Source organism: Aerolutibacter ruishenii (assembly GCF_007830115.1).
GTDB lineage: Bacteria > Pseudomonadota > Gammaproteobacteria > Xanthomonadales > Xanthomonadaceae > Aerolutibacter > Aerolutibacter ruishenii.
In genome coordinates, this window is sequence record NZ_VLKP01000008.1 from 22991 (window position 1) to 47199 (window position 24209).

Consider the following 24209-nt stretch of genomic DNA (forward strand, 5'->3'; position numbering starts at 1 on the left):
TGGCAGCGGCGCGACAGCCACCTGAAACCTCACCATTCCCAGGAATACGAAGGAGTACGCAGCGCCGTCGTGGCGCGATTGACGTGAAGTGGCTGCGCCATAACGTGCTGGCATGACCCGCAAGCGCAGCGAGCGACTTTTCATCTACATCGAGCCAACCCGCAAGGCGCGGATCGTGACGGCCGCGCTGCGCTCGGGACTGTCGCTGTCGGAGTTCATGGCGCAGGCCATCGAGAAAGTCATCGACAAGGCCGATGGTGTGCGGGACCAGCTGGCGCCGTTCGTCGAAGCACTGGAAGCGATGCGCGAGGATATGCGCTACGACCTGCGCAGCCATGCCAACCAGAACACCGAAGAGAACCGCGTCATGCGCAAGCAGGTGCGCGAGTTCATCGAGCAGCAGGCACAGGTCGCGCAGACGTTCCAGACCGGGTTGCTCGAACGTCAGGCCAAGGCCATCCAGATTGCGGTCGCCCATGCCGTCCAGGCGGTGGGCGAACGCGCGGGTGGTGGGCGATGAAGCCGGCCATCTACGACAGCTGGGGCCAACCCGGGCCGCACATTGCGCCGGACATTCCGGTACGGCGCTGGGACCAGGGTGCCGCCTATGGCGCACTCGGCTTCCTGGTCGGGTTCGTGCCGCTGACCGTGGGGCTGCTGGGCTGGGCCGACCTGTGGCGCGTCCTTGCCTTGGATCCGGCGTTCTTCTCGCGCATCGACAATCCGCAATGGCTGCACGACTGGTGCGGGCTGGCCGTGTCGGTGCTGCTGGGCGTGGGACTGGGTGGCGGGCTCGCCTGGCTGGGCCTGATCCCGCGCAAGAACGTCTGGGTGGTGTCCGGTCCGCAGTTGCTCGAAGGCAAAGCGGCGATCCGCGAGGCGCGGCGCCGTTCGCTGCCGGTGCGCGAGCGCGCGGCGGATCCCGGGCACCTGGCGCTGCATCCGGACCTGGTGCTGTCCAAGGCGCAACTGTCGCGGCACCTGCTGATGTATGGCGGGGTCGGCTCGGGCAAGACCCAGCTGTTGCTCGGTCTGTTGCGGCAGATCTACAAGCGCCGCGACAAGGTGTTCGTGTACGACATCAAGGGCGATCTTGGGTCCTACTTTCCGAACATGAGCATCGTGTCGCCGTTCGATGCACGTTCGCGGGTGTGGCATGTGGCACGCGATGTGCGCACGCCGACCCAGGCTGCGGTGTTCGCCGACAGCCTGATCCCGGAGGACACCGGCTCGGGCAAGTTCTGGACGCTGGCTGCGCGCCAGGTGCTGACCGGCGCGCTGATCTCCTTGCAGAACGAGAAGCCCGAGGCCTGGACCTGGCCCGACCTCGCCCAGCGGCTGACGCTGCAGGCCGAGCAGCTGGTGCCGATCCTGGAGGTGAACTACCGCAAGGCCTTCGGCTTGCTGTCCAACCCGCAGAGCCAGACCAGCTTCAACATCCTCGCCACCTTGGGTTCGTACACGCGCGTGGTCGATGACCTCGCGCGCGCCTGGCCGCAGATCGGCAAGCGCTGGTTCGCCATCACCGACTGGGTGCGCGACGACTACGCGGGGCCACGCCAGATCATTGTCCAGGGTGGACCCGATGCCACGCTGACCGCGGCGTATATCTCCGCGCTGGTGAATGCTGCGGTGCCGGAGATCATTTCGCCGGGGCTGCCCGATGACGAGCGCGGCCGCTTCATCGGCTTCGTGTTCGACGAGCTGTCGTCCATCGGCAAGATCCAGTTCGCACCGCTGGTGGACAAGGGGCGCAGCAAGGGCGTGGTCGTCGTGGCCTGCGTCCAGGACCTCGCCCAGTTGCGCGACCTCTACGGCGACAACCAGGTGAAGGCACTGACCTCGATGGTCGGCACCCAGATCATCTGTCGGGTCGGCATGGGCGAGACCCGCGAGCAGTTGGCCAAGTTGATGGGCACCCACAAGCTGGCCTCGATGAACTACAAGGAAGGCGCGGTCGTCCACACCGATGGCGCGCCGGTGGTGTATCCGCACCAGCTGACCAGTGAGCTGGGGCCGGTGAAGACGAAAGCTCCGCCGGGCTATGCGATCCGTGCCATCGTGCAGCAACAGGACGACCTTCTGTTGCTTGCGTTCCCGGGCCAGCCGATGAAGGTGCGGCGTCCCGGACAGATCCAGGCGCAGTGGATGAACGAGCGTGGCCCGATGCTGGCACCACGCAACAACGCGACCGGTGCCGCAGGTGAAGAGGGGCGCGCACTGGATCCGCAGGAGCTGGACCGGATCCGGCGGCAGCTGGATATGCCGTTCGAGGCCTGACGGATGATCACCGTCCAGGCACTCACCGCCCAGGGCAACAACGCACGCGGCGACGCCGTGCTCGACTACCTGCTCGACACCGAACGGCTGACGACTTACTACCTGGGCGAGGCGGGCACGGCGGAACTGACGATGCGCTGGCGTGGCAAGGGGGCGCAGGCGCTGGGGCTCGATGGGGAGCCGACCCGTGAGCAGATGCAGCAACTGGCGCGCGGATTCGCGCCCGACGGTACCGCGTTGTGCCGCAATGCGGGCGCGCAGGCCCAACGCACAATCAAGCGGGATCGCCATGGCCAGCCAGTGATCGGCGCCGATGGCCAACCGGTCGAACAATGGCGCGGCGGCCATCGGGTCGGGTTCGACCTGACCTGTTCGGCACCCAAGAGCGTGTCCGTGCTGATGGCACTGGCCGAAGTGGAGGAGCGCGGCCGGATCGTGGCCGCGCATCGTCGCGCGGTGGACGCGACCCTGGCCTTTGTCGAGGGCCTGGTGGAGACACGGCGCTGCAAGGGCGGGCGCGAAGTGCTGCCGGTACATGGGCTGGTCATCACTGCTTGCGACCACTTGGCCAACAGAAACACAGACCCCCAACTGCACACTCACAACCTGATCTATGGCGTCGGACTGGGTGCCGATGGTCAGTGGGCTACCTTCGATCCCATTGAACTGTTCGCGCATCAGCACGCGGCCGATGCCCTCTACAAGGCGCACCTGGCCCAGGGGCTGCGCGAACTGGGCTACGGCCTGGCGCAGAACGTCGTCCGGGATCTGGATGGACAGGACACCGGCGTGCGGACTTGGGAGGTGGCCGGGATCGAAGAGGCCACGATCCGGCACTTCTCCTCGCGCGACGCGGAGATCCGTGCGGCGATGGACGAGGGCATGAACCATCACGATGCCTGGCGAACGACCCGCAAGCACAAGGACGAACCCTCCCCAGCGGAGATGTTCGCGCACTGGCAGGGACTGCTGGCGCAGATGGACCAGCTGGTGGAGGTGGAGGCGTTGAAGGCGCTGGCTGATACGAACGCGCCACCGCGCAGCGACGACGACATCCTGCGCCGGTTGCACGAACACGAGGCCATCGTCGAGGACAAAGACCTGCTGGTGGCTGTGTCGCAGGCCCGTGCGGGTGTCGGGCCGGAACAACTGGCCGCCGACATCGCCCGCCTGAAAGCCGTCATGTGTGAGATTGCGCCGCCACCGATTGCGGTAGCCGACCGTGGCGTGAAACTGCCGCGTCGGCATACACGCTCGCGCTGGTCGGCACGTTGGATGGTGGACTGGGAGCAGGAAGTCCAGCAGAGGGCCGACGCGCGACGCGATGAGCAGGCACAGCGCGTGCCTGTGGAAGTAGTTGATGCCGTCATCGCCGACTACCAGGCCGAGAAGGGGTTCGTGCTCAGCGGTGAACAACGTGCTGCGGTTCTCCACGTGTGCTGCGAGAGCGGCGGTCACGCCGTGCTGGCAGGCGTCGCCGGTGCCGGCAAGACCACGGTGGCCGATCTCTACAAGCGCGCCTTCGAGGCCAATGGCCAACGACTGTTGGGTGCGTGTGTTTCGACACGCGCAGCACAGAAGCTCGAGGCCGAGAGTGGGATTGCATCGCTATCGTTGGCCATGCTGTTGAAGCGGATTGAGCTGGGGCGCATCGTGCTAGACGACCGCTGCGTGGTAGTGCTCGACGAGGCCGGCATGGTTCACACCGAACAGGTGCGCCAGTTGATGCGCTGCGTCGATGCGGCAGGTGGTCGATTGCTTTGTTCCGGCGACTTGAAACAACTTCAACCCATCGGCGCAGGCTCCGGAATGGCACTGTTGGCGCAGCGGCTGGGTCAGGCCGAACTGACCGAAGTTCGGCGGCAGCATCGTGTCGAAGACCGGGACCTGGCCATGCTGTTCTATGATCGCGATGTCACCGGGCGGGTCGTACTGAGCCATGACGCCGACGCGAAGTCGAGTGCACAGACGCAAGCCAAGAGCCAGCAGATCTGGCAACAGCTGGAAGCTAGCAACAAGATCGACGCTTGGGACACCCGCCAACAGGCGATGGACGCGCTGGCTCTGGACTGGTTCGACAGCGAGTACGGCATCGACCGCCGGTTGGTGCTGGTCCACACACACGAGGACGGGCAGGCCATCGCGCAGCGTCTGCGTTCAGGGCTGCGCGACCGGGGCATGCTCGAAGGTGAAGAGTTCCAGGTCATGGGTCGCCAGGGCGGGCGGGCGTTGCAACTGACGCTGGCTCGGGGCGACCGGATCCGGATCACCGAGAACGCACCGGACCTGGGACTGACCAACGGCGACCTGACCGAAGTCGTCGCCATCCGTGCCAACGACGGTGGCCACGATCTGCGCTTGCGCATCCAGGCGCGTGGCGACCGCGAGGCATTTAGCGTTGTCGTCCGTACCCAGGCGTTCAACCACTTCAATCAGGGATATGCCGACACCATCCACAAGAGCCAGGGGCAGGGCCAGCCGGCGGTGTTCCACTACGTGAACCCGCAGCAGACCGACAACCAGACCATGCTGGTGGCGTTCACTCGCATGACACACCACTACCGGCTATATGGCGCGGAGCAGGATCTGGAGGTGGCGAGGATGAAGCTGGGGCTGGATCGAACGAAGCAGAATGCTATTCAGCAGGGCAGCCCACTGGTGCAACCGGACTTCGACATCGGCTTCTGTCGATAAGGGCGAAGCTGGCTTATCAACGGCAACGAAGCCTGTCCCACCACTCCTTGCGGGGATGACTGCGAGGAGGCACATACCGTGCCAAAACCTCGATCCTTTCGATGATTTCGGTCAGGCGTGCGGGGCGGGAAGCGTCAAGTTCCGACCAAGCAATGATCAGATCGAGGGAGGATGCGGTCCTCACCCCAAGTCCTTCGGCTGCGAGTATCGCGGGACCGTCGTCGGAGACGAAGATCAGCTCACGGTGTTTGGCAATCGCCAAACACTCTGCCTCACCATCATCGATCAGTGCACTAAGGTTCGTCGCGGTCGCTACTTCCAGCGGATGGAACTCAGTGTGGACAGTCAGAGGGTATTGTCCGAGGAGCAGCCCATGGCTGAGAGGCACGCGCACAATCGTGCCGTCCGTCTGCTGAACCCTGACGTCTTTGAACTCGCCGAGGGCGGTTGTCGTAGTAGACCAGTAGGTTCCGAAAGAGTGAAGTTCCTGGATGCCACCCCACCCACAGAACAAGTTGATGATGGAGCAGGCATCCAGACAGTAGCGCGTCATGCGGTCGGCTGCTCCCGATGGAGTAGCGAGTCGCCGAGGCTAAACTCGATGATCGATTGATTGTCATCTTCCTGTTGGGATCGCGTGTAGGCGAACTCCCTTGCCTCAACAATGGATTTCCGCATCAGCTTTGCGAACTGGCTGGTCGTAATCTTTTCGGATGACCATGCCTCGATTGCCAGCATAAGATAGCGGTCCGGGAATATCTCCACTGAGTCCTGGTCACCGATTTCCTCGATACCGGACTCGGCTCTGATGTCGCGAACCTTGGCACCGGAAGCCTTGATCGCATCCCAGCTGTTGCGCCGTATCAGTCCGAGCGACTCCAGTCTCAGGACCATGGCCATGAGCGAAACGCCGTAGTAGTCGGCGATCCTTAGTACGTCGCCAACGCTGACATCTCCCTTCTGTTGATAGGTGTCGTGAAAGCGACGCTGCACGCCTTCGCTCGGCATGAGGAAGTGCATGGCAAAGGCATCGGCAAAGCGCTCATTCTCCGGCTTCCTCTGCATGGGTTCCGCATAGTCCACGCCGCGGCGGTCCCGGTCGAATAGGAAATGACCGTACTCGTGGGCAATGGTCCAGCGGCGCCTGGCTTGGGGGTGGCGGCGGTTGACGAGAATGCAGTAGCCGAAGTTCTCTATGTAGGCATAGAGGCCTGCGAGTTTCGAGTCGAGCCCGTCAATGAAGACATGCACGCCGATTTCATCCAGCGTCTTCCTTAGTGAGCCAATAGGTTCGCGGTCGCCAAACCCGAGCCGATGCCGCTGCTCGATCGCTTGCCGTTCGGCGAAGCGCTCGACGGGGAGTGGGGAGCGGGCGGGCTGAGGTGGTGGCGTCGGCATGGCATGCCCCTGGACCTTGTCCAATAGGAACATGTAGTCGTCAACAAACTCCGTCAGCTTCGCGATGGCACAGTCCAGGCCTGCATCTTCGCCTTCGCGTTCGACAACCGCGCGTAGATGAGGCGCAACTTGCGTAGGTGGTGCGTTCTGGCGCATCAAGCGATTGAGAGAGGTGTTGTACAGCTTCGCGAGCGTCATCAGCTCTTCCGGCTTTACGTCGCGCGTTCCTTTCTCAATGGCAATGAAGGTGGGACGGCTGATACTCAGCCGCTCTGCAGCTACAGCCTGCGAGATGCCTGCGGCTTTTCTGGCTGAAATGAGGCGTTGGATAAGGGCGTTCATAAGATTGGCGGATGGCTTTCGGTTGAAGATCCGCTATGCGGCATCGCGGAGATCAAGATCTCCGTACGTGTCCAGAGACTCTTTGGCGTGCCTCATGAGGAGGGATTCTATGGATGCGAGTGGAAGCTGGGTCATGTCGGAAAGAATGCGATGGCGCTCCAGCCTGCTTCGAACCCTGGGGTGTTCGGTGATCCACCAGCGCGCATTCTCGAGATAGGTCAGTAGGTATCCAGGTTCCTTCGGCGTGGCGCCACCAAACAGGTCAAAGTCGTAATCACGGATGTCCTCCGTAATGCCGGCGGCGCGAAACGCCTGTCGGCGTTCAATGCAGGCGGCACACTGCCCACAGTGCCGTTTGCCTGAAATGCGCAACGACGAATGGATGCAGGACCGAGATAGCTTCAGCCAGTCAGGCAGATGGGCACGGTCTGCGAGCGTTCGTAGCATCTCGGCCTTGGTGGAATGAAGGAATGGAAGTGAGAAACGGATCGGCTTGTCGAGGGTTTTGCTCAGCAGTTGTCCAATCTTGGCGAGAACGCCGGGGTGGGCGCCGCGCGTGGAAAGGCCATCAACCATGCCGCCTTCAGTTAGAGGCAGGTTGATCGCGCCAACGCCGTTCTCAAAGACTTCGATCTCCTCAATCCCGCATGCCTCTGCAAGAACCGCAGCGGTCGTGTAGAACAAAAGGCCTCGGACGCGTTGCGACGTTTCCTGGGCCTTCATTTTCCCCGCGACACCACCGTTGAACTTGACTATGAAGGACGCGTGATGGAGTGGCTTGGGGTGAAGCAGGTTTCGAAGAGTGGCTACCTGATGGAGACTGCTTGAACGGATTGATGGGTGATGCCCGACCGTGAGCAGTATGTAGGTCTCATCGGTGCTAATCACCTGATTGGCCAGCCCAGCTGCCGAGTCCAGTCCGCCGCTATACAACGCAGCGCGAGTAGGACGAGGATCTTTCAGTCCTAGAAGTCGCTGCACTGACGACGTCTGATAGAGCATATCTCGCTGTGAGAACGAGACGAGCCAAGTGTCTCCGGTGAGGTGCCAAAGGATGTCGGTCAGCATCTCGGTGATATCTGGCGCTGACCAGAATGCTGCGTCCGCCACTTCGAACACGACGCGGAAGGTCCTGATGCCGCACTCGTTGTTGATGTCAGAAGTGCGCTTGATCACTCGATCAATGGCGTAGGCCCCGGTCGCAATGGCGATTGAATCGGTGGATCGCTGGCTTGCCGTTTCCAGAAGCTGATTGAGCATGGTCTGTGCGGTGATCACAAGCTCTTGTTCTACAGCGCCAGAGAGCATGACGTGCCCAGCGTCGTATCGCACCCGGATGGTAGTGGGATCAGCGGACACTTGGACGCTCCTGAGGATTGGCGGGAACAACCAGCGACATCCGCGCGACGTCCCGCGGTGCCATTCGTTGTGAAGGGAAGGCCTTCCTCACGAGGCGAACCGGGTTCCCCCGCAGGGAGGCTTCAATGGTTTCGCTCAGCAAGGTTAGGTGCGGCGAAAACTCCTTCCCTAGGGCATTGCGGAGCTCGGTCTGTTCGAGGTTAGAGATGAAGCGTTTTTCGCGCTTCGACCTTGCCGCGATCTGATCGATCAGGGTTTCGATGATGCTTTCGGCGGCACTTCGAGCCAGCTCCGTCTTGTCGCCGGATGGGGTGCATCGAAGCGCGGCAAGAACGATGTTGGCCAGGCGCTTCTCCTTGAAGGTAGCCACGGCCTCCTGAATCGCGACGGTGGATCCCGCCTCCAGCGCGCGGACGAGAGCGAGCAGCGCCGTGCCTTTCCGCAGAACTGCCGGCAGGAGGCGGATCGCCTCTTGGCAGTCATCAGCGGCAGTGCGGATGAACTGGTCGAGCGTGCTAGCAGGATCGCGAAGGAGGTTTCGACTCCTGCGCCATCGACTCTTGTGCCCGAAATCCAGGGTCTCGTTCTCAGCCATGGTCAAGCCTCCTCATGGGTAGGCTACAGCCCTTTTGGCGATAATGTCAAATATCGAAAGTGATATTAGGTAAAAATGTAAAATCTCATGTTGTTGCGAGATTCATTCTCTAAACGGCATTAGCGGGGTGCTAAGACGCCTTCGGCGAACCGAAGGCGCGGGCAGCATAGAAGCCCATGCGATCGCGAAGGGGAGAACGCGGCCGCAACTTCATCATCGGGCGCGATCCGGTGCCGTCAAGCACTCGATCCTGCGATGTCGCTATGGGCGATGACCGGCAAGGGATGCTTGCAATGCTTCACGCCGCAACTGGGCGCGCGCCTCGAAGTGCTGTTCGGCGATCTCTTCCAGCGACTCCAGCACGCCGGCCAGAAGCGCGTCCTCTTCCGGGGTGGGATCGAAGGATGGGGCCGGTGGCGGCGCCCAACGGAAGACGCGCTCGCCTTCCGCAACTGGGGTATCGAGGCCTGCGATCATGAAGCCGAGCGAACGAGGACCGCGGGTCTGCGTGATGACGGGTGGCTTGGGTACGGGTGCATCGTGCTCGCCCATGACCCAGTCGGCTTCCTCTCCCTCGGAGTCAATCATCATCGAGGCTAGGCTGGCCGCCAGCGCAGGTAGGGGGACGGACAAGCGGCCACCTTTGCCGACTTCGATCTTGCCGTGGCGACCGTTGTGAATGACGCCCTGGGCAATCAGGCGGCGAGCCGCTTCGGCCGGATCCTGGCGCTGGGGTGTTGGGGTGCCTTTGTCGTCGTAGGCGGGACCCATCACCGAGTCCAGCACCTGGCCGATTTCCTGCGTGTTCAACCCCAGGCGCTCTTCCCCGAACCGCTTTTCGAGCTTCTTGAGGATCCAGGCGCCGGTGTCGTCCAGCGCGGCCTGCTTGTCTGTGCGGTGGTCCATAGGCAGTGATGAGCCGGTGTCACCGGATCATGCCATAGCAGGCGCGCCTGTTTCGGGTGGTTTTGAGCGGTTTGAAGGGGTGGCTTCCCAAAACAGATCAGCGTGGCCAACGCTCATGGATTTCATCGATCATGTAGGGGTGCTCATGCTCGCCATTGTCCGCCTTAGCATGCTCCGCCAGATGCGGATGATCGGGTGGCAAATCTTCGTGGCGATGCGGCACAGAGCTTGGATCTTGCTTTGGCCAAGTCAGAACGGCTGTCGCACACCCAAGCATGGACAGCAACGCGAGCGCCACTAGGGCTGTTCCCAGGCCCATCTTTGCGCCGACCCATCCCGCCAACGGATATGCCAGTAGCCAGCACACATGCGAAAGAGAGAACTGGGCGGCGAACAGGAACGGCAGGTCATCGGAAACAGCTGACCTGCGCAAGAGCCGGCCACCTGGTGTTACCAGACCGGCGTAGGCCATGCCGAGCAGGAGCCATGCGGGGATCAATACCGGCCAGCCGATCCGGTCTCCTGACCCCAACCACAGGACAGCAGTGGCGCTCAGGCTGATCACCATCGCGATTGCCGCCGTGAGCATCACCCTGCGATCCGGTACGCGGTCCAGCAGTTTCGGTAGCAACAGCGCGACGAACATCGAGCCACCGCCGAACGCCGCCAGTGCCCAGGCCACTTCTCGATCCCCGCCACCCAGCACCGTTCGTACGATCACGACCGTATTGACGAACACCATGGCGCCCCCTGCTGCTGCGACCAGGTTGAGCGCAAGTAAGCCGCGCAGCCGTGGAGTTTGCAGGTAGATGCGCATGCCGCGGATCGCCCTTGCGTACGGGCTTCCGCCGGTACGCGCATCGACTACGGCCGGAAAGCGGGTTCCAAGCACCAGCAACGCGGAGAGCACAAAGCCCAGCGAGGTGCCGGCGAACAAACCGTGGAAGTTGATCACCGTCAACAGCGCGGCGGCGAGCAATGGACTGAGCAGGCTTTCCAGGTCGTAGGCCAGGCGCGAGAGCGACAGGGCGCGCGTGTAGTCGCGCTCCTCAGGTAGGATTTCGGGGATCAGCGACTGGAACAGCGGCGTGAAGCAGGCGGACGCTGATTGCAGGAGAGCGATAAGCAGGTAGACCTGCCAGATCTCGGTGACGAACGGCAGGCACAGCGCCACGCCGGCACGCACCAGGTCCAGAGCGATCAGCACGACCTTTCGACGTGTGCGAGGAATGAGCGCCGCTGCCACGGGCGACAGCAGCACGTACACCGTCATCTTGATCGCCAACGCCGTGCCGAGCACGGCACCTGCCTGGTCACCGGCCAGATCGTAAGCCAGCAACGCTAACGCAACGGTGGCGAGGCCCGTCCCCACCAGGGCGATGACCTGGGCAAGGAAGAGCGAGCGGAAACTGGGGTAGCGCAGGATCTCGATCATGGCGGTGTCCGGTGAGCGGATGAGCAGCGCTGCGGCGTGATGCCACAGCGCGCTCGCTCGGTCAGGGCTGCTTGACGGGTGCCTCTTCGGGCTTGGGCGAGGTCTTCTTCTTGGCGTCGCACTTGGCCTTGAGGGCCTTGATCTCCGGGTAGGCAGGATCGATAGCGTAGCGCTGCGAGTTGGCGAGTTGCTCACAGGTCTTGGCCAAGGGCTTGTCATCGTCACTATGGCCGCCCTTGTGGGCGAACGCCGACAAGGGCAACACGGCGAGGCACAGACCCAGTGCGAAGGTGCGAATATTCATGACGCAGATCCTCATGATGAATCGCGGCAGACAGGACCGCGAGAAATGATATGAAGGGCGCCGGGGCGCCCGGTGGATCAAACAAGGCGCTTGATGCCGGAATACTGCCCGCGCACGCGGACAACAACGGTCACGGGGGCATCGCCACGGTTGCGCCAGAACCAGCCGTGGTTGCCGTCGAAGGCGGCTTCGACCTCGCCGTCATCGGCGGCGACGCTGCGGCCCTTCTCGTAGCTGATGGATTGTCCGCCGCCATCGCCATGGGTATCGAAGTTCACCACGCCGCCTTGAACCGTCCAGCTGAACTGGGCGCGCTGCCCGGCCGTCATCGCCAGTTTGATCTCGGCGCCCTCCCCGGGTTGCAGCACGACCTGCATCTCATCCTGCCAGTCTTGCGCAGGCTTGGCGTTGGCTGGTGTGGAAGTCGTAGCCGTTGCCGCGGCGGTGACCGGTGCTGATGCTGGCACCGCACCGATGGCAGGCACGGAGGTTTCACCGGCAGCGGCCGCGTCGAGAGCGGCATCCGCCGCGGCTTCCTCGGCCAGCTGTGTCTTGATTTCGCCCATCTCGGTGAGGCCCAGCATCCGGCCGATACCGGTGGGATCGATGGCATATTCGGCCGGGAGCACGACGGTGATGAGCAGGACAATGGCGACTGCCAGGGCAATCAGGGTCGAGCGCAGCAGCTTTCGTGCCGAAGGCAGGTCGGTAGCATTGGGGAGTGGTGTGTTGTACATGGGTGAATGCTCCAGAGATCAGGAAACGAAATAGCCGGTGAGCTGCATGCCGATCAGCACAAATCCGGCGCACATCATGGCGACGTTGGCGGTATAGGCATGGCGCCAGAAACTCGGCGTCCGGCGCCAGTAGCTCATGGCGATCAGCACGGCACCCAGTGCGAGCAGTTGTCCGATCTCGACACCCGCGTTGAACGCCAGCAAGTTCGGGACTAGCCCATCTGGCGAGATGCTGTAGTCGAGGATCTTGCTCGACAGGCCAAAGCCGTGGAACAGACCGAAGACCAATGTGGCGACCTTGGTATCGGGTTGGAAGCCGAACCATCGTTGGAACGCGCCGATGTTGTCGAGCGCCTTGTACACCACCGACAACCCGATGATGGCGTCGATCAGGTAGCTGTTGATGCCGATGTTGAAGTAGACGCCGAGCAGCATGGTGGTCGAATGCCCGATCGCGAACAGCGTGACGTACAACGCGATGTCCTTCATCCGGTACAGGAAGAAGATCACGCCCAGCAGGAACAGGATGTGGTCGTAGCCGGTGGCCATGTGCTTGGCACCGAGGTACATGAAGGGGATCAGGTGGACGCCGGAGATCTCCTGGATGTAGCCCTTGTCGCCTTCGGCCACGGCGTGGGCAAAGGCGTCGCCGGCAAGTGCGAGAAGCAAGACCGCCACCGCAATGAAAAATGTGTATCGGTGGTGCAGCCAGGGCGCCCGGGATCCGGGCGCCGATAGTCGGAGACGATGTTGCATGCGAGGGAGCCTTGTCGTGATGGAAGTCATTGGCCGGGCGCCTGAAGCGGATTGGCTCCGTCAGGTGACGTGCGTGCGCTGTCCGGCGCATCGACATCCTTGCGATGGATGAGGCGGTAGAGCGCCGGCAACACCAGCAGGGTCAGCAAGGTCGACGAGATGATCCCGCCGATCACCACGGTGGCCAGCGGGCGCTGCACCTCGGCACCGGTGCCGACGTTGAGCGCCATCGGCACGAAGCCCAGGCTGGCCACCAGCGCCGTCATCAGCACTGGCCGCAGACGCGTCAAGGCCCCATCGATCACCGCCTCGTGAAGCGGATCGCCCTGCTCGCGGAGGCGGCGGATGAAGGTGATCATCACCAGGCCGTTGAGCACAGCCACACCCGACAACGCGATGAAGCCGACGCCGGCCGAGATCGAGAACGGGATGCCGCGCAGCCACAGCGCCAACACACCGCCGGTCAGTGCCAGCGGGACGCCACTGAACACGATGGCCGCGTCCTTGCCCGAGCCGAACGCCATGAACAGCAGGCCGAAGATCATGACCAGCACCACGGGCACCACGACGCTCAATCGCTGGCTGGCCGAGATCAGCTGCTCGAACGTGCCGCCGTACTCGACCCAGGTGCCGGACGGCAACTCGATCTCGTCGGCGACCTTCGCGCGCAGTTCCTCCACAAACGAACCCAGGTCGCGGCCGCGTACGTTGGCGGTGATCACCACGCGCCGCTTGCCGTTCTCGCGGCTGACCTGGTTCGGGCCCAGCTCGACCTCGATCTTCGCCACCGCGCTCAGGGGTACGACGCCCGGGATATGTGCGACCGATGCCTCGTCCACGCCGCCACTGCCTGCTGGCAGCGCGATGGGCAAGGCGGCCAGGGCCTTAGGATCCTGGCGTTCGGCTTCCGGCAGCCGTACCACGATGTCGAAGCGCCGGTCGCCATCAAACAGCTGCCCGGCGTTCGCACCGCCCATGGCAGCGGCCACGGTCTCCTGGATATCGGCGACCGCAAGGCCGTAACGCGCCAAGGCCGCGCGATCCGGGGTGATCACCATCAGCGGCAAACCGGTCACCTGTTCAAGCTTGACGTCGGCGTTGCCGGGGATCGTCTTGGCCACCGCCTCGATTTGATCGCCGATGCCAGCGAGTTCTTCCAGATCGTCGCCGAATACCTTGATCGCCACCTCCGCGCGGACGCCGGCGATCAGCTCGTTCATGCGCATCTGCACCGGCTGGGTGAACTCGTAGTTGTTGCCGGGGATCGCGCGTACGGCCTGCTCAAGCTCGGCGACAAAGACCTCCTTCGGTTTGCGCGGATCCGGCCAGTCCTTGCGATCTTTGAGCAGCACGAAGGTGTCGGCCACCGAGGGCGGCATCGGGTCAGTGGCGACCTCGGCGGTGCCGAGCTTGCCGACCACCTTGTCGACTTCCGGGAACTGCTTGATCCGCGATTCGAGCTGCTCCTGCATCCCGATGGCCTGGGTCAGGCTGGTGCCCGGAATGCGCAGCGCATGCAAGGCGATATCGCCTTCATCCAGGTTAGGGATGAACTCGGTGCCCAGGCGCGTGGCTAGCAACCCACAAAGCACAACCAGAACAGCCGCGCAGGCCACGACCAGGGCCCGCATCGCAAGCGCCTTCTGCAGCAAGGGTGCGTAGATCCTGTTCATCGCCCGCATTACGCGGGTCTCCTTCTCCTCCACCTTGCCCGAGACGAACTGGGCTACCGCCGCCGGCACGAAGGTGAGCGACAACACCATGGCCGCGGTCAGCGCCATGACCACCGTGATGGCCATCGGGTGGAAGGTTTTGCCCTCGATCCCGCTCAAAGCGAAGATCGGCAGGTACACCGCCGCGATGATGAACAGGCCGAACAGGCTGGGCTTGATCACCTCCGCGCTGGCGGTGGCTGCCAGATCGAAGCGCTCCTCACGGGTCAGCAGGCGCCCGAGTGTGTGCTGGCGTTCACCGAAGCGGCGCAGGCAGTTCTCCACGATGATCACCGCGCCATCGACGATCAGGCCGAAGTCGAGCGCGCCCAGGCTCATCAGGTTGGCCGAGACCCGGTTCTGCACCATGCCGGTAATCGTCATCAGCATTGCCACCGGGATCACCGCGGCGGTGATCAGGGCGGCGCGGATGTTGCCCAACAGCAGGAACAGCACGGCGATGACCAGCAGCGCGCCTTCCAGCAGGTTCTTCTGGACCGTGGCGATGCTGCGATCGACCAGCCGCGTGCGGTCGTAGATCGAGCGAGCGCTCACGCCTTCGGGCAAGGTGGCGTCGATCTCCTTCAGCCGGTCGGCGGCGCGGACCGCCACCTCGCGGCTGTTCTCGCCGATCAGCATGAACACAGTGCCGAGCACGACTTCGTGCCCATCCTTGGTGGCCGCGCCGGTGCGCAGTTCGGAGCCGATGTGGACTTCGGCTACATCGCTGATGCGCAACGGCAAACCATCGCGCATCGCCACGGTGATCCCGCGCAGCCCTTCCTCGTCGCCGACCTGGCCGGGAATGCGGATCAGGTTCTGCTCGCCGCCGCGTTCGATGTAGCCGGCGCCGGTGCTGGCGTTGTTGCGTTCGATGGCGCGCAACAGGTCGTTCAGCGTCAGGTTGTAGGCGATGAGCTTCGCCGGATCCGGCGTGACGTGGTACTGCTGGACATTGCCACCGATCGTGTTGACCTCGGTGACGCCCTTGAGGTTGCGCAGCTGCGGGCGGATGACCCAGTCCTGCAACGTGCGCAGGTCGGTGGGTGTCCATGGCTGGCCGTCGTCCTTCGTCGCGCCTTCCTCAGCCTCGACGGTGTACATGAAGATCTCGCCAAGACCCGTTGCCACCGGCCCGAGCGTGGGCTCGATGCCTTCTGGCAATTGCGAGCTGGCCGCCTGCAGGCGTTCGGCCACCTGTTGCCGGGCAAAGTAGATGTCGGTGCCGTCCTCGAACACGACGGTCACCTGCGACAGGCCGTAGCGCGAGATCGATCGCGTGTACTGCAACCGGGCCATGCCGGCTAGGGCGGTTTCGACCGGGAAGGTCACCCGCTGCTCGGCTTCCAGTGGCGAGTAACCGGGCGCTTCGGTGTTGACCTGCACCTGGACGTTGGTGATGTCGGGCACCGCGTCGATTGGCAGGCGGCCATAGCTCCAGAACCCGAGCGCGGAGACTCCCAGGACCAGCAGCAGGACCAGCCAGCGATGTGCGATCGCCGCGCGAATGATGCGTTCAAGCATGGCGGTCTCCTCAGTGGTCGTGGCTGGCGCCGGACTTGTCGACGTCGGCCTTGATCAGGAAGCTCTGCTCGGCGACGTAGCGTGTCCCCGGCTTGAGCCCGCCCAGCACTTCGGCGTACACGCCGTCGCGCTCGCCCAGTTCCAGCATCCGCACCTCGTAGGTCTCGCCGACCTGGGCGAAGACGACGGTGAAGTCGCGGAAACGCTGCAGGCCGGATTCCTTCACCGCCAACGGCACGTCGCGCGCACCGACGATGACCTCAGCCGACACGGTCATACCCGGGCGCCAGCGGCCTTCGGCGTTGTCGATGGTGGCGCGGGCCACCACGCTCTGGCCTGACGCCAACGGCAGCAAGGTCTGGATCTTCCCATTGGTCTTGCTGTCACCGGTGGCCGAGTTGATGTCGACCTCCTGGCCGACCGCGAGCTTCTCGGCATCCGCGCCGATCGCGCGCAGTTCCACCCAGACCTCGGACAGGTTGGCCAGTTCCACCAGCGTGTTGCTGCCGGCCACGTCGCCGACATTGGTGTTGCGCGCCAGGATTACGCCGTCGAAGGGGGCAGTCACCGGATAACTGCGCATGCTGTCGTTGCCTTCCACTACCACCAGGGTCTGGCCGCGGCGCACGCGCTGACCTTGCTGGACATGCACCGAGCGAACGATGCCGGGAAAGCGCGCCTTGACCTCCGCATGACGGTTCTCATCGAGTGCCACCGTGCCCATCAGCCGGATCGTGTCGCGGACAACAGCCGGCCCCGCAGGCTCGACCTTGACGCCTGCTTCGGTCGCGGCCGCTGCCGGGATCGTGGTGCGGCCTTCGTACGAGGCGAACGCCCAGCGATGCGGCTTGCCGGCATGCTCTGCCTTCACCTCCACATCGAACGAATGCGGTTCGGTGACCTCGCCGTTGCCGGTGAGGTAATCGTTCTCCGGCTTGAAGGTGAAGTCATTGACCTCACCGTCCAGGCGCTTGAGCTGGATCGTGGCCTGCACGCTGGCAGCGGGTAGCGGCTTGTCGTGCTGGTAGGCGTAGAGGCGGTACTGCGGGGGCACGTTCGTCTCGAAGATGGTCACTTCAAGCGCGAAGTCGCCATCGCGCAGCATGCGCCCGCGGTGCGGACCGCGTTCGTATTCGCCGGTTGCGGGTGCGGCGGCCTCGCCTTCGGATGCGGGTGATGGGGCGTTCTCGCCACGGCCGCAGGCGGCCAGCAGTGCGAGGAACAACGTGACAGTTGCGATACGGATCATGGCGTGGCGTCCTGGGCAACGGCGGTGAGGCGTTCAACCTCAACCAGCAGGGTGTGGTAACGGGCGAGGGCCTCGGTGCTGCGCTCGCGCAGCTCGAACAGGGTGCGTTGGGCCTGCGTCAGAGCGAGGAAGGAGAAGTTCCCGGCCTCGAAACCGCGGCGGGTGAAGGCCACCGCTTGTTCGGCCTTCGGGATCATCGACTTGCGCAGGCTGTCGGCTTCCAGCCGTGCGTGCCCGAGTTCCTGGTAGCGTTCGAACAGTTCCTGATGGCGCTCGTAGCGCTGCGCATCCCGGCGCGCATTCAACGCGGCAAGTTGGGCGTCCGCTTCGGCCACCGAGTAGGCCGAGCGTTTGCGATTGCCCAGCGGCATCGACACCGACAGGACCAGGCCCTGATCGTCCAGCGCGTCCAGCCGACGCACGCCAAGATTGACGGTGATGTCCGGCTTGGCCGCGGCTTCGGCGACTCGGCGACGCGCCTCGATTGTGCGTGCCTCGAACAGGCTCGCCCGCTGTTCTGGCGTCATCGGCAGCTTGCTGGCCAGCGACTCGAACGGCTCCACAGCCGGCAGGGCATCGAAGTTACCGAGTGCTTCCCCGAAGTCGGGGTCGAGCGATCCCCAACTCGAAGCGAGTGTCATCCGCGCACTCAGCAGCTCGTGCTCGGCATGCTCGCGTTCCAGCTCGGCCTCGGCCACGGCGATCTCGGCGGCGCGCAGGTCGGACTCCGGATTGCGCGCTGCCTTGACCCAGGTGGCGACTTCGCGACGCGTGCGTTCGGCCTGTTTCACCCGATCCTGGGCGAAAGCGAGTCGGTGTTGGTCGGCAATGACTTCGATGAAGCGTTCGGCGGTGCGGCTGGCCAACGCGATCCTGGCGGACTCGGCCTGGTTCTGCTGCTGGTCGATCTCCGCAGCGCCGAGGGATTCGCGTGCCTGGCGCTTGCCCCCCAGTTCCAGCACGCGCCCTATGCGCAGGGTGGTCTCGGCTGATTTGAGGCCGCTGAGGGCACCTGTACCGACCACGTTTTCCAGATCAGCGCCCACCGTATAGGGCGTGGGCAAGGCTTCACGCTGCGCCCTGGCCTGGATGGCCTGCAGTTGTGCCTGTTCGGCGACCAGAGTGGGATTTCCTGCCATCGCACGAGCAATGGCGTCTTGCAGGCGCAAGGGTTCGGCGGCGCTCCCCGACAAGGGGACAGCGCCGCAGGCTCCGGCTACGGCCAGAACCAGCAGACAACGCAAGTTCACGGTAAACCTCCGAAAGGATCGAAAGACAACGCAAGGCATGTCGCAGCCATGCGGCTGCGGGCGTTGTCAGGCGATCGGAGGTCGGAAGGGCGACGTCAGGCGGGAAGCAGGTGGTCCGGGCACATGAGTGCGATCAGGCGGCTCACCCGTCACTGGGGCCGAGGCTAGCAGCGACGCCGGTTCCAGCAATGCCATGGAGCCGACGGTACCGTATTGGTGCAGCAAGCCATGCAGACCCTGTGGGTTGCCGGGCGCTTCGTCCTCTCCCGGGGGCGCTTCGTGTCCGTCATGATGCGAATGCCCATGATCGGACTGCAGGGCCATGGTGTGCTCCAGGTCATGGAGATCGCCCACGGAACGCAGCACCGGCTGCATCAGTACGCCCAACGCCACCAGCGCCAACAAGGCGATGCGCAGAAGGCTGCGGTGGCGGCGAATGCGGTGCATGGTACTTATTAGCCTACAGGCATGGCGGCTGCCGCGCCAACGGCTAACCGCCCAGGGCGCGTATCGCCCAGCCGAACAACGCTGCGCCGAGAATCACTGCCGGAACGAGCCAGCGCGCCTTGGACCAGAACAACAGTCCCAGAACGACTGCGAAGATTAGCACTCCATGCATGCTCCGGATGCTGCCAAGCAACAACGCAAGTGTGGTACCTGAGATCAGGCCCACCACCGCGGCCGTCACCCCTGCGAGGAACTCGGTTACGCGGGGACGGTGCACCCAGCGTTCCATGGCGTCATGCCCGAGTAACGTGAAAGCAAACGCAGGCAGGAATACCCCAGCGGTCACCGCGACCGCACCCCATGGCCCACCACCGACATAGCCAACGAAGGTGGCGAAGATCACCAGCGGTGCGGGCAGCAGACCGGACAGCGCCAAGCCATCCAGGAACTGGCCATTGCTCATCCAAGCCCCTTGACTGACGGCATCACGCTGCAGGAACGGGATCACCGTGTAGGCCCCACCGAAGGTCAGCAACCCGGCTTTCAACCCGGACCAGAACAACGCAGGAGCCCCCACGGTGCCCGCGACCAATGCCGAACTTTCATCCTCGCGGCTCGCTAACGCATGCAGGCCCGTCAGGGCGTCTTCGTTCCACACCTTCACCAGCACAAGCGCCACTGCGGCGCTCAGAAGCCATCCGGCAAGCGCCTTGCGGTGCTCGCGCGCGCACAGATAGACCAGCCCACCCGCGGCCAGGACGATGGCGAAATGCACGTTGGCGAGTTGCGCCAGCATTGCCACCGCAGCGACCATCCACAGCCATCGGTCTTCCAGCACATGACCGCCGATACGGACAATGGCGCGGACGATCAGGGCTGCTACCGCCGCCTGCACGGTGTTGAACACCGAAGTCCATCCTTCCAGCTGCAGACCGTGCCGGACATACAGCCAGGACAACGCGAACATCAGGAAGAAGCCGGGCAGCATGAAGCCCAGACCGGCCAGCAGACCACCGAGCCGTCCGCGCGACCGATATCCAAAATACACGCACAGTTCGTGTGCTTCCGGGCCTGGTAGTACTTGGTACACGGCCAACACCCGGTTGAACTGTTCTTTACTGATCCAGTGTTCCTGCTCGACCAACTCGTGGCGGATCATTCCGATCTGGGCGACCGGGCCACCCCATGCCAGGGCGCCGAAGCGTAGGAAGCGCAAGAACAAGCCAGTGAGCGGCAGATATGGAACCCCGCTTACCGTCTCAACAGAGGCGCTTTCGTTCTTGGAAGGCGAAGGCTGCATCGCGGCCAATCCGCATGAGGCAAGCGGATGCTACCAGTCTGCGCATAGTCGGTGATCCGACAAGAGACTGATCTGGTTTGGTATCCCAGCACGGCACGGGCGTGATCGGACGCAATCGCTGCCTGCTTCACGGTATTTCGCCCTGCGGTGCATTCGTTCGGGCTTGCCCGAGTCGACCTGGTCTCACAGACAGGAGGCCAAGCGACTTCGACTGATTGGAAGATGCGTTGGAAGATTATTGGAAGACAGGTGTGCGTTTCTTGGGGTTTTGCCGGGGTTGAAAAGGTGGCCGGTGCCTATCTGTCAGCTACAGAAAAAGCGAAGAAATGGCAGGATAATGCAGATTCAACCTGCTTTGATGAGGTCCGCAGCGCGCTCCGCGATCATGATGGTGGGCGCATTGGTATTGCCACCGACCAGTGTTGGCATCACCGAGGCGTCCACCACGCGCAACCCGTCCACGCCACGCACGCGCAACCGCGGATCCACCACCGACCTGGCATCGCTGCCCATCCGGCATGTGCCCACCGGGTGGTAGACGCTCTCGGCCTTCGCCCTGATGAAGGCCTCCAGCCCCGCATCGTCCAGGTCGTCCCGTGCAGGGAAGATGGGCGCGCCGCGATAGGCATCGAACGCCGACTGGGCCAACACGTCACGCGACACGCGTGCGCATTCCACCATCATCTTCAGGTCGAAGCCGTCGGCATCGCCAAGGTAGTTGGGATCGATGCGTGGCTTGTCTCCGGCCCAGCCGCTGGCCAAAGTCAAGCGGCCACGGCTGCGCGGTCGCAGGAAGCACGCATGCACCGTGTAGCCATCGCCCTGCAGCCGATGGCGGCCATGGTCGTCCAGCATCGCCGGCACGAAGTGCATCTGGATGTCCGGGCGCTCGTCGGGCGCATGCCGCGACCGGATGAAGGCACCCGCCTCGGCGATGTTGCTGCTGCCCGGACCGCTGTGGCCGCGCAGGTAGTAGTCGAAGGCGACCTTCAGGTCGCTGAGTCGGTCATAGGTGATGCGCTGGGTGGCGTGGCGCAGCGTGCAGACGTCCAGATGGTCCTGCAGGTTGCCGCCCACGTCGGGTACGTCCACGCGCACGTCGATGCCATGGCGGCGCAGTTCGCCAGCGGGACCAATACCCGAGAGCATGAGCAATTGCGGTGAGTTGATCGCGCCACCTGACAGCAGTACTTCACGGCCGGCTGCCTGGTGGAACGCCTTGCCGTGCGCGGTGTAGGTCACGCCATTCGCGCGCGGCGCCCCGCTGCCGGGGTCGAAGGTGATGCGGTTGACCAGTGCGCCAGTCACCACGCGCAGGTTCTGCCGCGTGCGTACCGGATGCAGGTAGGCCACCGCGCTGGAGCAACGAGCGCCATCCTTCTGCGTCACCTGGTAGAGCCCGAAGCCCTCCTGCCGCGGACCGTTGAAGTCACGGTTGAGCGGATGCCCCGCCTGGCCCCCGGCCTCGATGAAGGCGCGCGACAGCGGGTTGGCGTAGCGCAGGTCGGACACATGCAATGGCCCGTCGCCGCCATGCAGCGCGTCGGCGCCGCGTTCGTTGTGTTCCGACCGGCGGAAGTAGGGCAGAACCGACGCCCAGTCCCAGCCAGTGGCGCCCGCGGCGGCCCACTCGTCATAGTCGAGCGGCAAGCCGCGGATGTAGCACATGGCGTTGATCGAGCTGGATCCGCCCAGGACCTTGCCGCGGGGCCACCACAGGGTCCGGTTGTCCAGCGCAGGCACCGCTGCGGTGTCGTAGTCCCAGTTGACGCCCTTCTTGCCCACCAGCTTGGCCAAACCCGCCGGCATGTGGATGAAGGGATGCCAGTCGCGGGGGCCCGCTTCCAGCAGCAGGACCTTCACCTGCGGGTCCTCGCTCAAGCGGTTGGCAAGCACGCAGCCGGCCGAGCCGGCGCCAATGATGATGTAGTCGTACACACGCAGGTCCGCAGGCGTCTTCACACGAGGCTAGGTGCCGGGGGTAGAGCAAATGCTCGGCGCGGCAGGGGTTCCTCATGCTGCCCTGATCCGCTACCGTGGCGCCAGCCACTCCAAGGTCATCCCCCCCGTGCGTCCTGCCCAACCTTCGGCTCCCGGTCGGTTCCGTGCCGCACTGGCCGAATCGCCGCCGCTGTGGTGGTCGCTGCTCTATTTCTTCTGCCTGCTGTGCGGGTATTACGTGCTGAGGCCCGTGCGCGACGCGATGGGAGCCTCGGGAAACGTCGCCGACGTGTTTCCGCAGTGGTTCGTGTCCTGGGCCGCGGGCGCTGGCTGGGACCTGGCCGGCCTGACCCTGCAGGTGCTGTTCTCCATCACCTTCGTGGCGATGGTGGTGCTGCAGCCGCTGTATGGCGCGCTGGTCTCGCGTTTTCCCCGGCGTGTGTTCCTGCCGGCGGTGTACCTGGTGTTCATCGCCTGCCTGCTCGGCTTCCATTGGATGTTCGACCGGGAATGGAGCGGCCGCGGCGCCGCCTTCTTCGTCTGGACCGCGGTGTTCAACCTGTTCGCGGTGAGCGTGTTCTGGAGCTTCATGGCCGACGTGTTCGACAACGCGCAGGCCAAGCTCTACTACGGCTACATCGGCGCGGGCGGCACCATCGGTGCGCTGGTTGGCCCGGTGCTGACGCGCGTGCTGGCCGAGCGCGTCGGCGTGGACAACCTGCTGCTGATTTCCGCCGGTTTCCTGGCGGCCTGCCTGCTGTGCATCATGAAGTTGCGACCCTGGGCCCTGCGCAGCGAACAGGCGCGCGGCGAGGCGAGCGGCGAGGCCGCGATGGGCGGCTCGGTAATGGCGGGCATCCGGCTGGTCCTGTCCGATCCGCTGCTGCGCGCCCTGGCGATGCTGATGTTCTTCGGCGTGGGCGTGGGCACGCTGCTGTACAACGAGCAGGCGGCCATCGCGAAGGCGAATTTCATCGCCGACGAGGCCCGTACGGCCTATTACGCCAACATCGACCTGGCCATCAATACGCTGACCATCATCACGCAGCTGCTGGTTACCCGCTGGCTGCTGCGTCGGTACGGCATCGCGCCGGCGCTGTTGTTGCCGGGCATCGCCATCATGTTCGGATTCGCCTTGTTGGCGGCATCGCCGTTGCCCATGCTGGTGGCTGCGGTGCAGGTGCTGACGCGGTCCAGTGAGTTCTCACTTGGCAAGCCGGCGCGGGAAACCATCTACACCCGGGTGGACCGGGAGTCGCGCTACAAGGCCAAGGCGGTGATCGACACGGTGGTGTATCGCGGTGGAGACCTCAGTTTCGTGTGGCTGCACAAGGGGTTGGCGGCATTCGGCTCGGCGACCGTGTTCGCCGCCGGCGTCGGCGTGGCGGGCCTGTTCCTGTTCAGCGCATGGCGGGTGGTCCGGGAGCAGCCCCCGGCCGTGGTGGGCGCGCCTACGGCCACCTGAGGGAATCAGCCAGCCCGCGCTTCGGTACGCGGCGGACGGGGTGACACCCACATGGCGATGCGCGCGCGGAACACCGTGTCGCCCGCCTCATCCCGGATCGCCACCGTCACCGGCGCGTCGTAGCCGGTGTCCGCGTCGACCAGCGGTCGGTCGGGTATGGCCACTGCATGCATCGTGCCCTTGGCTTTTTTCAGGTATTCCACGCTCATGCCCTTGGGAATCCAGCGCATGCCGGTCGGCAGCGAGGCGTCGGTCATCACGCCTGCCGACAGCTCCGCCAGGTTGCACAGCGCGATCGCGTGCACGGTTCCCAGGTGGTTGTGCACGCGCCGGCGGTCGCGCATGCGCACCTCGCAGCGCCCGGGCTCCAGCGTCACGAAACGAGGCGCGATGGTGGCGAAATACGGTGCCTTGAGGCAGACCGCGCGGGAGAACAGCCAGTGGCCCCCCGGCCAACGGGTGATGCGGCGGAACAGGGCGAGTACTGGCGGCATGTCCAGGGCCTTTTCTGATTA

The 24209-nt window shown here is 64.1% G+C and carries 20 protein-coding genes; 5 read left to right on the forward strand and 15 right to left on the reverse strand.

From position 1 onward, the window contains the following. The first annotated feature begins 112 nt into the window (after nt 1–112). The 3 genes from IP93_RS09955 to mobF are packed head-to-tail and all read left to right on the forward strand — an operon-like array spanning nt 113 to nt 4974. Nucleotides 113–520 carry a hypothetical protein gene (locus IP93_RS09955; protein ID WP_144815180.1) on the forward strand — a complete coding sequence of 136 codons (408 nt, stop codon included), beginning with the start codon at nt 113–115 and terminating at the stop codon, nt 518–520. Next, nucleotides 517–2280 carry a type IV secretion system DNA-binding domain-containing protein gene (locus tag IP93_RS09960; RefSeq protein WP_144815182.1) on the forward strand — a complete coding sequence of 588 codons (1764 nt, stop codon included), beginning with the start codon at nt 517–519 and terminating at the stop codon, nt 2278–2280. Before IP93_RS09955 ends, IP93_RS09960 begins: the two co-directional genes overlap by 4 nt. A gap of 3 nt (nt 2281–2283) precedes the next feature. Beyond that, on the forward strand, nt 2284–4974 hold the full coding sequence (gene mobF / locus IP93_RS09965; RefSeq protein WP_144815185.1) for a MobF family relaxase: 2691 nt from the start codon (nt 2284–2286) through the stop codon (nt 4972–4974). A 16-nt stretch (nt 4975–4990) separates the two neighbouring features. On the opposite strand, the gene IP93_RS09970 is transcribed toward mobF, so the two are convergent. From IP93_RS09970 to IP93_RS10025, 12 genes are all read right to left on the reverse strand, one after another. After that, nucleotides 4991–5527 carry a hypothetical protein gene (locus IP93_RS09970; protein ID WP_144815188.1) on the reverse strand — a complete coding sequence of 179 codons (537 nt, stop codon included), beginning with the start codon at nt 5525–5527 and terminating at the stop codon, nt 4991–4993. Further along, complete coding sequence (locus IP93_RS09975; RefSeq protein WP_144815191.1) at nt 5524–6714, reverse strand: XRE family transcriptional regulator; 1191 nt, start codon at nt 6712–6714, stop codon at nt 5524–5526. Before IP93_RS09975 ends, IP93_RS09970 begins: the two co-directional genes overlap by 4 nt. Nucleotides 6715–6747: 33 nt before the next feature. Next, nucleotides 6748–8073, reverse strand: coding sequence for a 7-cyano-7-deazaguanine synthase (locus tag IP93_RS09980; RefSeq protein WP_144815194.1), 1326 nt, complete (start codon nt 8071–8073; stop codon nt 6748–6750). Further along, nucleotides 8063–8668 (reverse strand): hypothetical protein, encoded by a 606-nt coding sequence (locus IP93_RS09985; RefSeq protein ID WP_144815198.1) that lies wholly within the window; start codon nt 8666–8668, stop codon nt 8063–8065. Before IP93_RS09985 ends, IP93_RS09980 begins: the two co-directional genes overlap by 11 nt. 261 nt (nt 8669–8929) lie before the next feature. Further along, nucleotides 8930–9574 carry a hypothetical protein gene (locus IP93_RS09990; RefSeq protein ID WP_144815200.1) on the reverse strand — a complete coding sequence of 215 codons (645 nt, stop codon included), beginning with the start codon at nt 9572–9574 and terminating at the stop codon, nt 8930–8932. Nucleotides 9575–9671: 97 nt separating this feature from the next. Next, nucleotides 9672–11009: an MFS transporter gene (locus IP93_RS09995; protein ID WP_144815202.1), complete on the reverse strand. Its 1338-nt coding sequence runs from the start codon at nt 11007–11009 to the stop codon at nt 9672–9674. Nucleotides 11010–11070: 61 nt separating this feature from the next. Continuing rightward, nucleotides 11071–11313 (reverse strand): hypothetical protein, encoded by a 243-nt coding sequence (locus IP93_RS10000; protein WP_144815205.1) that lies wholly within the window; start codon nt 11311–11313, stop codon nt 11071–11073. Between the two features lie 77 nt (nt 11314–11390). Beyond that, a complete protein-coding gene (locus IP93_RS10005) occupies nt 11391–12050 on the reverse strand; it encodes a transmembrane anchor protein (protein WP_144815208.1) in 660 nt (219 codons plus the stop codon). 18 nt (nt 12051–12068) lie between these two features. Further along, nucleotides 12069–12734: a HupE/UreJ family protein gene (locus IP93_RS10010; protein WP_484456015.1), complete on the reverse strand. Its 666-nt coding sequence runs from the start codon at nt 12732–12734 to the stop codon at nt 12069–12071. A gap of 98 nt (nt 12735–12832) precedes the next feature. Continuing rightward, complete coding sequence (locus IP93_RS10015) at nt 12833–16042, reverse strand: efflux RND transporter permease subunit (protein ID WP_144815212.1); 3210 nt, start codon at nt 16040–16042, stop codon at nt 12833–12835. Nucleotides 16043–16052: 10 nt separating this feature from the next. Then, on the reverse strand, nt 16053–17291 hold the full coding sequence (locus IP93_RS10020; protein WP_144815215.1) for an efflux RND transporter periplasmic adaptor subunit: 1239 nt from the start codon (nt 17289–17291) through the stop codon (nt 16053–16055). Next, nucleotides 17288–18430: a TolC family protein gene (locus IP93_RS10025; RefSeq protein WP_484456014.1), complete on the reverse strand. Its 1143-nt coding sequence runs from the start codon at nt 18428–18430 to the stop codon at nt 17288–17290. The genes IP93_RS10020 and IP93_RS10025 overlap by 4 nt, the downstream gene beginning before the upstream one ends. Nucleotides 18431–18769: 339 nt before the next feature. Between IP93_RS10025 and IP93_RS10030 the strand changes: the two genes are divergently transcribed. Next, nucleotides 18770–19000: a hypothetical protein gene (locus IP93_RS10030; protein ID WP_144815220.1), complete on the forward strand. Its 231-nt coding sequence runs from the start codon at nt 18770–18772 to the stop codon at nt 18998–19000. A gap of 31 nt (nt 19001–19031) precedes the next feature. Here the strand turns inward: IP93_RS10030 and chrA are convergent, their stop codons facing one another. Next, nucleotides 19032–20288, reverse strand: a complete 1257-nt coding sequence (gene chrA / locus IP93_RS10035) for a chromate efflux transporter (RefSeq protein WP_144815222.1) — start codon at nt 20286–20288, stop codon at nt 19032–19034. A 345-nt stretch (nt 20289–20633) separates the two neighbouring features. Continuing rightward, nucleotides 20634–22226: a GMC family oxidoreductase gene (locus tag IP93_RS10040; protein ID WP_144815543.1), complete on the reverse strand. Its 1593-nt coding sequence runs from the start codon at nt 22224–22226 to the stop codon at nt 20634–20636. 130 nt (nt 22227–22356) lie between these two features. On the opposite strand from IP93_RS10040, the gene IP93_RS10045 reads away from it, so the two are divergent. Next, a complete protein-coding gene (locus IP93_RS10045; protein WP_242006832.1) occupies nt 22357–23694 on the forward strand; it encodes an NTP/NDP exchange transporter in 1338 nt (445 codons plus the stop codon). A 5-nt stretch (nt 23695–23699) separates the two neighbouring features. On the opposite strand, the gene IP93_RS10050 is transcribed toward IP93_RS10045, so the two are convergent. Beyond that, the gene (locus tag IP93_RS10050) at nt 23700–24188 is read right to left on the reverse strand and encodes a hotdog fold domain-containing protein (protein WP_144815228.1); all 489 of its coding nucleotides are present in this window, start codon (nt 24186–24188) and stop codon (nt 23700–23702) included. Nucleotides 24189–24209 lie beyond the last annotated feature (21 nt).